Source organism: Thomasclavelia sp. (assembly GCF_017889095.1).
Taxonomy (GTDB): domain Bacteria; phylum Bacillota_I; class Bacilli_A; order Erysipelotrichales; family Coprobacillaceae; genus Thomasclavelia.
On the sequence record NZ_JAGHEW010000320.1, the window covers coordinates 1 to 4,252 of the forward strand.

The 4,252-nt window shown below is 29.7% G+C and carries 6 protein-coding genes; 1 reads left to right on the forward strand and 5 read right to left on the reverse strand.

Annotated features, from left to right (window positions below; genetic code table 11):
* Positions 1–582: MurR/RpiR family transcriptional regulator (locus J7M77_RS13905; protein WP_296879614.1), on the forward strand; the 582-nt coding region annotated here is incomplete at its 5' end.
* 30 nt (positions 583–612) lie between these two features.
* Here J7M77_RS13905 and J7M77_RS13910 read toward each other — a convergent pair.
* The 5 genes from J7M77_RS13910 to J7M77_RS13930 form a co-directional block, all read right to left on the reverse strand.
* Positions 613–1,338 (reverse strand): C39 family peptidase, encoded by a 726-nt coding sequence (locus J7M77_RS13910; protein WP_296879616.1) that lies wholly within the window; start codon positions 1,336–1,338, stop codon positions 613–615.
* A gap of 114 nt (positions 1,339–1,452) precedes the next feature.
* Complete coding sequence (locus J7M77_RS13915) at positions 1,453–1,959, reverse strand: VanZ family protein (RefSeq protein ID WP_296879618.1); 507 nt, start codon at positions 1,957–1,959, stop codon at positions 1,453–1,455.
* Between the two features lie 90 nt (positions 1,960–2,049).
* Positions 2,050–3,204: a cell wall metabolism sensor histidine kinase WalK gene (locus tag J7M77_RS13920; RefSeq protein ID WP_296879620.1), complete on the reverse strand. Its 1,155-nt coding sequence runs from the start codon at positions 3,202–3,204 to the stop codon at positions 2,050–2,052.
* Positions 3,140–3,832 (reverse strand): VanR-ABDEGLN family response regulator transcription factor, encoded by a 693-nt coding sequence (gene vanR / locus J7M77_RS13925; protein ID WP_296879622.1) that lies wholly within the window; start codon positions 3,830–3,832, stop codon positions 3,140–3,142. Before vanR ends, J7M77_RS13920 begins: the two co-directional genes overlap by 65 nt.
* Before the next feature lie 106 nt (positions 3,833–3,938).
* Positions 3,939–4,184 (reverse strand): helix-turn-helix transcriptional regulator, encoded by a 246-nt coding sequence (locus J7M77_RS13930; RefSeq protein WP_296879624.1) that lies wholly within the window; start codon positions 4,182–4,184, stop codon positions 3,939–3,941.
* Positions 4,185–4,252: the final 68 nt, after the last annotated feature.

A 4,252-nucleotide genomic window follows, 5' to 3' on the forward strand; every position in this document is an offset into this window, starting at 1 on the left:
CGTGATACGTTAAGATTGCAGTTTGATCATCAGCTTCCCGAACGGAAATATTTACATAAAGGAAAAGAAATTTTTAAAGCACATTTTGATAATATTTTAGATAATCTACAAACTACTTTTGATAGTATTGCTTATGAAGATCTAGAGTTTATCGTTGATAAAATCTATCAATCTAAACAAGTTTGTTTTGCGGGGAATTTCTTTACTCAATCGGTATCAATGCAACTGCAAATTGAATTAGCATATTTAGGAAAAGAATGTAGTGGCATGTATCCGTTACAGCAGCAATTAGAAACAATCAAAAGTTTAGATGAAAATGATTTAATTATTGTTTCCAGTATTGCTGGAGGGTTTATGGCTGATCATCCTGATGCTATTCGCGTGATATCAAAATCACCAGCCTATAAAATTATCATAACGCAGTTAGATCAGTTTGCTTATAGTGATAAAATTGATATGATCTTAAAGGTGGGAACGGATCATCATTCACTAATTGGTAAGTTTTCGATTACTTATATTTTTGAAGTTTTAGAGGCTTTATATCATCTAAAATATGGCAGTGATAAAAGTAAACAAGAGTAAAAAGAGAGTTAAACGCTATTTAACTCTCTTTTAAATTAGTGAGTAAGACCACATTGCTTTGATTTGCCATTGCAACTGATCATAGCTCCATTGCTGCTGACTATTTTCTTTACTGTTTGGGTCATTAATAATAAATTTACCGTTTTCGCTTTTAATAATAACAATAAAATGACCAGTTTCAGTAAAATCACCAGGACGCATGCTGCATATAATAGGATGACCATTAGCTAGGGTATTGATCATCGCAGTTTTGTTTAAAGCAACCTGACTGGCTTTAATCCCAAAAGCTTCACAGCCCTCAGACATTAAAGCCCATCTAGTCATACTGCCTTCTAAATAATCGTGTTTTTTAGCATAATTGGCAACATAACGCGGATTATACATAGTATTACCAGTTAAACCGACGCTAACCATAGCTAAACAAGTGGGACCACAACCGGCAGTACCGACTATTTCATCACCATAGTGGGTGTAAGCCCAGCGTTTATCCCATTGGATATATAAAGGAATGCCATTAGGTACGCTTAGATCAATTGGTTCGTTATTTTCAAGTGCTGTATAATTTACTTTCAGTTCTTTGGCTTGGGGATTTTTGGTGACAAACTCTTCGATATACTCAGGACAATCATTAGAGTCATTATTAGAATTTATTGAGTTATCTTGATAAAGTAAGGGTGGAACGATTTGGATACAAAGATATCCAATGATCACAATAACTATAAATCCTAAAAATGCTGGAATTTTTTTTAATCTCATAAGCTGCCTGATAAACTTTTAACAATAATTGAAAAAATAACGATAGCCCCAAGTCCTAAGATAAACATTATGATATTTTTATAATTTGATTTATGTGACATTTTATTGCTCCTTTTATCTAAAAATTAAACGTGGATAATATGAGTAAATTGATAATATACTTATGGTAGTAAAACTAGAAAGAATAATCGGGATAACTAGTTTATAATGACGAATCTTTTTGATCAAGTAATAAAGTAATAATCCTAAAACAGTTCCTAGTGTATTTAATAGAATATCATCAACATCGAATATTCCCCAGTTTGTAGCTAACTGGATTAATTCGAATGAGACACTGGTAAAGGCTCCAATAAAAATAATGTGCCCATTACGTAAAAAATTAAAATAATATTTTAAAATAATACTTAAAGGCATAAATAAAATAATATTGCCAAAGACATTGATAATAAGGTTTTTAGTTATGCCCAAATATTGATATTCTTTGATAAAAGAAAATAAAGTTAAGTTAATGTTATTTTGATAATATGTTCCGTTTTTAAAAACAATGATCTTTATTAATAACCCTAGATAAAGAATTGTAGATAATAACATAAATTTTTGAAAATCAAAATCTTTTTTCATTGCCAACCTCCTAATAATAAAAAATCTATTTGTTATGATCATGATATCATAGACAAATAGATAATATTTTTAGATTCTCTAAAGAATTTCTTACAATAATCTTACGGCTGGCAATTTAATCGTAAAAGTAATCAATTCATCAACGATATTGGCATTAATTGTCCCTTTATGAAGTTCAACGATTCGTTTGGTGATCGCTAAACCAAGTCCCGAACCACCGGTCTTACTATTACGAGATTCATCAAGACGGACAAAGGGTTCGAAAATGTGATCAAGATTGTATGTTTTTGATTTATCAATCTGATTAGTTACAGTAATTACAATTAACTGATCTTCTAAATGAGCTTTGATGGTAATCGTTGATTTAGGAATACTGTAATTTATAGCATTTCTAATTAGGTTATCAAAAACACGTTCAAATTGATTAACATCGATTGAAGCAGTTAGATTATCAGTAATTTGATTGGTACAGGTTAATTCTTTTTCTTGAAATAAGGGTAAAAATTCATACGATATTTGCGCTAACATCATTGATAAGTTCACAGTTTCTTTTTCGATTGCGGTATCGCTTAAGTTATATTTAGCGATAGCAAAAAATTCTTCGATCAATTCTTCTAAACGGTTAGCTTTATCATAAGCAATTTTTGTATAATCAGCTTTTTCTTTTATCGATAACTGAGGCTGGTTTACTAATAAATTTAAATAACCAATAATTGATGTTAATGGAGTTTTTAAATCATGAGCTAAATATAAAAGTAAATCATTTTTTTGCTGCTCAGCTTGTTTGATCGCCTGTTTATTAGCTAATGATTCTTTTTTGATTTGATTCATCTGGTCTTCGATTTCTTTTAATTCATAAGGCAGTTTGATCATCGTATCATTATCAGCCACTAATATTTTTCCCGCTTCTAACATTTTTTCAATATATTCCATTGATTCACGATAGCGAAAGCTAAAAATAATCAAAGCATCAACTGCAATTAAGACGATAAAGATAACAACTAAGTTGTCTTTAATGATCTGGGCTAATTGATAAATTAGATCATATTCTTGCCAGATATATAAGTGATAAACTTCATAAGAATAAAGAAGCAAAATAATAAAGGCAATTGATGTAATGCCAATAGTAATAGCAATTTTTTTAATTAAGTTTGTTGTTAGACTTTGTTTAAAATGGGAATTATTCGATGGTATAGCCAACACCCCAAACTGTTTTGACAAATTTAGGTTTTCTGGCATTTTCATGCATTTTTTCTCGTAGTCTAGCAACATGAGCCATTACAGTATTATTGTTATCTAAATATTTTTCTTGCCATACAGCTTCAAATAATTCTTCTGATGTTACCACTGTTCCGCGTTTAGAACATAAATACCATAAGATTGAAAATTCAATTGGTGTTAAATTTAATGGCTGATCGTATAAAGTACATTTATGAGTATCATTATTGATCATCAAACCATTAAAATCATATATTTGTAGATTATTAGTTGCATCACTAGTATTATAGCGAGTATTACGACGAATTTGGGTTTTGATCCTAGCGACTAGTTCTAAAGGATTGAAAGGCTTAGTTAAATAATCATCAGCGCCTAATGTTAAACCGTTGATTTTATCCATATCATTACTTTTAGCGGTAAGCATAATAACTGGAAAGAAATACTGCTGACGAATTTCTTTTAACAAACTAAAACCATCTAAATCCGGCATCATCACATCTAAGATAGCTAAATCATAGTGATGTTTTTTTAAACTTTCTAAAGCTTTTTTACCATGATAATATTTATATACCTGATATCCTTCATTGATTAGATATACTTCAATTAAATCAGCAATTGATTGTTCATCATCAACAACTAGAATATTATAAGCCATATAATCACCTCAAGTTCATCTTAGCCTAATTTATTTAAAATTACAAATAATTCAAAAATATTTAAGAAAATTGTAAGAAATTATGAAAGATTAGGTTTTAAAAAATTTATTTTAATGCATACTCACGTTTTTTTATTCTAGGATAGGCCTTTTTTTCATTAGTGATACCAACAATATAGTCGATGCTAACATTATAGAAAAAGGATAGTTTGATTAAAAAATCAATTGGTATTTGTCTTGTTCCTTTTTCATATCTTCGATAAACTTCACGTTGACATCCAAGTAGATTAGCTATTTCTGCTTGGGTTTTATCATTATCAATTCGAAGATCTTCTAATCTTTTAAATTGCATAAAATCACCTCTGTACCATGCTACCAAATAATTGCTTTTGCAATTTGGTTATGCTACTATATGGTTAC